8 protein-coding genes are annotated in these 4,491 nt (G+C 37.8%); all 8 read right to left on the bottom strand.

Annotation, left to right across the window (positions count from 1 at the left end):
• Positions 1-230 precede the first annotated feature (230 nt).
• The 8 genes from Q0590_RS36695 to Q0590_RS36660 all read right to left on the bottom strand — a co-directional run bounded on the left by Q0590_RS36695 (position 231) and on the right by Q0590_RS36660 (position 4,414).
• A complete protein-coding gene (locus Q0590_RS36695; protein WP_302042661.1) occupies positions 231-623 on the bottom strand; it encodes a hypothetical protein in 393 nt (130 codons plus the stop codon).
• Between the two features lie 122 nt (positions 624-745).
• Positions 746-1,114, bottom strand: a complete 369-nt coding sequence (locus Q0590_RS36690; RefSeq protein ID WP_302042660.1) for a hypothetical protein — start codon at positions 1,112-1,114, stop codon at positions 746-748.
• Positions 1,115-1,260: 146 nt separating this feature from the next.
• Positions 1,261-1,725 (bottom strand): hypothetical protein, encoded by a 465-nt coding sequence (locus Q0590_RS36685; RefSeq protein ID WP_302042659.1) that lies wholly within the window; start codon positions 1,723-1,725, stop codon positions 1,261-1,263.
• A gap of 81 nt (positions 1,726-1,806) precedes the next feature.
• Positions 1,807-2,244, bottom strand: coding sequence for a lipocalin-like domain-containing protein (locus Q0590_RS36680; RefSeq protein ID WP_302042658.1), 438 nt, complete (start codon positions 2,242-2,244; stop codon positions 1,807-1,809).
• A 9-nt stretch (positions 2,245-2,253) separates the two neighbouring features.
• Entirely contained in the window at positions 2,254-2,442 is a 189-nt protein-coding gene (locus Q0590_RS36675) for a hypothetical protein (RefSeq protein ID WP_302042657.1), read from the bottom strand.
• A gap of 3 nt (positions 2,443-2,445) precedes the next feature.
• Positions 2,446-2,907, bottom strand: coding sequence for a barstar family protein (locus Q0590_RS36670; protein ID WP_302042656.1), 462 nt, complete (start codon positions 2,905-2,907; stop codon positions 2,446-2,448).
• Between the two features lie 208 nt (positions 2,908-3,115).
• A complete protein-coding gene (locus Q0590_RS36665) occupies positions 3,116-3,592 on the bottom strand; it encodes a hypothetical protein (RefSeq protein WP_302042655.1) in 477 nt (158 codons plus the stop codon).
• Positions 3,593-3,670: 78 nt separating this feature from the next.
• Positions 3,671-4,414, bottom strand: coding sequence for a hypothetical protein (locus tag Q0590_RS36660; RefSeq protein WP_302042654.1), 744 nt, complete (start codon positions 4,412-4,414; stop codon positions 3,671-3,673).
• Positions 4,415-4,491: the final 77 nt, after the last annotated feature.

Raw genomic sequence — 4,491 nt, 5'->3', positions numbered from 1 at the left:
CTAAAGTTAGGAGCACTGCTCATCACAAATCAAGGCTACTCTACCGGACGGATACAATAATAAGAGTTAATCTATACATATCCTTTTGATACATTCTCAATAACAAACCAGTGTCATTTTTATTTCCGCTTGCCCATAATGGACACAGCTTTACGACGGCAGCCCTTTTGTGTCAGCGTTATGCGTTTGGCGGGCTGCTGGCCGTCTAAAGCCGATGTTAGGCAACGTTTTTATTCTTTATCATTTATTATACGAATACTAATTCCTTTGTAAACATCCCCGCTTTTTAGATTAACACTTTCCTGTTTGTAGTAATACGGCTCCCATTTTTCAATCAGCACTGAATTATCCTCGTTCCACCCTTTTGCTTTATAACCGTCAGGAAGTTTATAGTCACTTAAATCAAGCGTTTTGTAATCCAATGGTGTAATTGCCCAAAATAATCTTGAGTATCCATGCCCACCGTGGTCAAATTGATATTCTACTATTATGAATTTCTTATCTGGAGAAGTTGAATCCGATATTAATACAAAGTCTTTATCTGTCAAGTAATGGCCTTTTTCATCTTCTTTACAAGATGTTAACAAAAGAAATATTATGTATAAGTTCAGAATCCGTCTCATCTATTTTTAACGTTGCCCTAACGAACCAAGAGCACCCACCACTGTGCCTTCATGTTAAGGCTTTGAGCGTCAGCAGGCCAATGGTCGGTTGTGAATGGTGTTATGTTCAGTTTTTATTCTAATTAAATTAAATCTTTGTCTGAAATTCTGGTGAGTAACTTTTCAGACTCCTCTAATAAAATATCAATGTTTTGAGCTATTTCTGTAAAATCTTTTTCTTCAACTAATCCCTTGATGCATCTTCGTTTTAAGCATCCTTCCTCCTTCCAGGCTATTGCAATAAAATTCCAAATGGTTGAATTGACACCTGTAACCTCAAAAGTAGGTTGAATAATGATAGATCTTCGGATATCATCGCTTTCCCAATCTATCCTTCGTTCTTCAAAAGTTCGAAGGGCTTCTGGATAATCTGGTCTATCCTTACTCAAGCGGGCATTTAACTTATTGCTTAATTTTTCCAATTTCGAATCTATCTCTTTAAATCTACTCATTGCTTGAGAGCCACTTTTTTGCTTTTAATCAATATTTCTTAATTGAACATAATGAGCCAACAACCTTCGCAAACCAAGCTCTTTGTGCTGTAGCGTTGCGCCGAGGTTAAGGCTGGTTGTCGTAGATTTGGTGTTGTATGCAGCTTTTATTTGTTTTCGAGGTCTTCAGGCTTAATTTGATTCAAGGCCTCATTTGTAGCTGCCGTATATCCTGACTTGAAGGTCATAACTACTTCACCCGTATGCCCTCGATATGTTTTAACTTCTTTTCCGTTCTTATCAACGATTTGCAATTCCACAACATCATTCTTCAATTGCCAATAATTTTCTGAATGAGTAATCAGGCAACGCAGGTACTGACAATCTCCATCAGATGAAAATTGCGCTTCTTTTTCAATAATTTGATAGCCCAACTCTTCAAATCTTTGGCGAACGACTTTGGATAATTGAAATTTATCTGATTTACCATTCTTTCCTTCAAATGGCACAATTTGTATTTTTTTACATTCCTTCTTGTCAAGGTTGAATGATGAAAGAAGGAACAAAACAGAAATCAATAATACTCTCATCTTTTCTCTAGTTGCATACACATTTAACAAAGCTTCTCGCATACTAGCCTACTGCGATGTAGCCCTGAGCTAAGCAAGGGCTAGTTGGCGATAGAAGCTGGTGTTGGGCGTAGTACTTGCGCTCTAGTTGGCTCTTTCTAAATGGCATTCACTTTCTACACCAAAAAGTTGGCGCTTAAACCACAAATGCTGCTTATCTAGTTTCACTACCTGTAACTCTAAGGTTGTCTCATCTTTAGTTTTAGGAAAGTAGGTAAGAAGAATATTACCATTTTCCTGGATTAGATAAGTACCCAATGGAGGTCCATCTGGCATCCAGATACCGTCTTGTGTATTCACATATCGGGCAGTGAATGTCCCATCAGCGGAGAAAGTGATGCCACTTTCATAAGCAATGGTCAAACCCATAATAAAGCCAGGGGTAAATCCCGTTTGTGGAGTGCCTACTTCATAAGAGTTCCAAGGACCCGATATTAGATCTTTAGGTGAGACAGTGTCTTCTTTTTTACAGGCTAATAGCAAGCAAGTAAAGCTAAGGATCAAAAGAGAGAGTCTTTTCATTTTATGTAGTTATGATATTATTCTGATTACGCCCAACGTAGCATGGCTTCCCTCATACCAGTCCCACTGAGGTATTGCCCTGAGCTGAGGAAGGGCTGGTTGGCGGTCGAAGCTGATGTTGGGTGACCGGCCTTTTTGTTTATAATTCGTTTTTACTTGCTCATTCTTGTCTTCTTGAGGTTGACAATCCAGACGCATATCTCATTCTAAATTAACTTCAAATCCATACTTAGTAAAAACCTCAATAATATTAGAAAAATGGGTTGGATAACTTTCGTTTAGTATGTCTGCTAAATGTTGATGGTCAACTATCGTAACTCTTGCACCAGGGCTTACGAGCGGCTGACCTTTCACGTGATTGTATATCTCAATGAAACAATCCTCGAACGCATGAGGACCAAATCCAAAGTAACCCCTATAGCCAAAAAACACCTCCCCAATTAAACAATAGAAATCTATTTCCTCTACTACTTGGTTCGAGTCAATCCGATAATTAAACTTACCTATACTTGTCGTTGGAAGCCCTGTCCAATCAAGACACGCTCGTAACCACTCATGCTTCTCATGTTCTGTTTCCAATGGTCGCCAATCCGGAACCTTACCAAATTTCCAAAGTTCCAGAATTTTGTCAGCCGTCACAGGTGATTTTATCAGCTTGGTCATATAATCATCTTTGATCTCATTGGTTAAGCTTCTCTAATGGATTAATCAGTGAATTAAGTCGTCAGTTGCTCACCCGTCTACTATTTTCGTTTTCATTATTTCTGCTGGCACCCAATGTAGCCAGAATACTCGCATACCCTCGGCTCTTGCTGAGCTTTGTGCGGCTGTGCCAGGGTTGTCGTCCGTATTTAATGTTATGGGGCGTTTTTTATTGTTCAATTCCTATTAACTCGGCAACTCCTTCCTCTACCTCTGCAAGTCTAATTAATGCTTTTTGAAATTTATCAATTGCACTAGGTTCTACTATCAGTTCTAAGATAAGCTTATCTTTTTCACTCTCCCTATATTTTGTAGCCACATTTTCCTCTAATGTAATTTGTACACCAATCTTCCCTGTTGGGTCTAACTGGTAAAATCTCATTTCAAAATAGGCATAGCTATTCTTTTCTCCAGCAGAGTGTAAAAGAATTTCTTCACCCTTTGGAAAACCAAGTAATCTATTTGCGAAATCTGCTAAAAGCTCTTTTTGGTCATATACCTCTGTAATCCCTGAATAACGGCCATTATTTACAGAGACTTTTAATTCAAGCATATCCTCATCTTTCCAGATGACCTCTAACCTCAAATATTTGTTATAACTGTTCATCTCAATGCCCCATAACGAATCAAATGCCCACGCAGCCAAGCCGTTGCGGTATAGCCATGCGGTGAAGCAAGGCCGGTTGTCGTTTTGGGCGTGGTGTTAGCATCCGTAGCTTTTATTTTAACAATATTCCCACAAAACCTTCCTGTTACTTACAATAGCCTGTTCAAGAAAAGTAGTTATTCTATTGAACTCCTCTGCAAATTCTTCTGCTTTACTTATAGTTTTAGTAAGATAATCTGTCCCTCCAATTCTTACGATCGGATTTACTTCCACATAAAAGTTGAATTTACCTCCATGCTCACCATAACTTTTAATTCTTATTTTATTCCGCAGTTTTAAATAATCATCTTCATAATACAAATCCCCTTCCACATTACACTGAATACCATCTATTAGTAAGTATAATACATCATCATCTAAGAGTAAATCTTCTTCCGACTTGTATACTTTATGAATAAGAGGTAATTGCTCCCTATTATCATTCATATAAAATTCAATCTTTCGAATTATATGAAGAAGAGTGATGGGATCTCTTGCTCTATCAGCTATTTCTTCGCTGATAATTTTTTCCCGGATTAAAAACTCTCGTTCGTATCCCATTCCTGCCTCTCCCCTCATCATTTCTCTTAATCTTTCTAAATATTCTTCTCTTTTATCTGCTGTCAAGCTAGTTGTGTTAGCTATATAAACCTCACCACATTCATTTGGGTATATAGATTCTATTTCTCCTTTTGTCAAAAAGCTTTCATGTTTGAAAATTAGGTTCCAATTGTAGATTACTTGCTCTAGAAAGCATCTAGATAATATTACGCCGTCTTCGTCTGATTCATTTGCAATATTTAAATATAAGAGTACTCCCATTCTAAATTTATATTATGGATGCTAATGGACCACAGCTAACCGGCACTTTGCCTTCGTGCTTTGACTGTGTGTATGAA

Origin of the sequence: Rhodocytophaga aerolata (assembly GCF_030503435.1) — a bacterium.
GTDB lineage: Bacteria > Bacteroidota > Bacteroidia > Cytophagales > 172606-1 > Rhodocytophaga > Rhodocytophaga aerolata.
Note: the sequence above shows the minus strand (reverse complement) of the source record. Positions and strands in the feature narration are given on the sequence as shown.

Excerpts from the sequence above, each read along its gene's own strand:
- Q0590_RS36695 (WP_302042661.1), bottom strand. The coding sequence starts at position 623 with ATGAGACGGATTCTGAACTTATACATAATATTTCTTTTGTTAACATCT.
- Q0590_RS36690 (WP_302042660.1), bottom strand. The coding sequence starts at position 1,114 with ATGAGTAGATTTAAAGAGATAGATTCGAAATTGGAAAAATTAAGCAAT.
- Q0590_RS36685 (WP_302042659.1), bottom strand. The coding sequence starts at position 1,725 with ATGCGAGAAGCTTTGTTAAATGTGTATGCAACTAGAGAAAAGATGAGA.
- Q0590_RS36680 (WP_302042658.1), bottom strand. The coding sequence starts at position 2,244 with ATGAAAAGACTCTCTCTTTTGATCCTTAGCTTTACTTGCTTGCTATTA.
- Q0590_RS36675 (WP_302042657.1), bottom strand. The coding sequence starts at position 2,442 with ATGCGTCTGGATTGTCAACCTCAAGAAGACAAGAATGAGCAAGTAAAA.
- Q0590_RS36670 (WP_302042656.1), bottom strand. The coding sequence starts at position 2,907 with ATGACCAAGCTGATAAAATCACCTGTGACGGCTGACAAAATTCTGGAA.
- Q0590_RS36660 (WP_302042654.1), bottom strand. The coding sequence starts at position 4,414 with ATGGGAGTACTCTTATATTTAAATATTGCAAATGAATCAGACGAAGAC.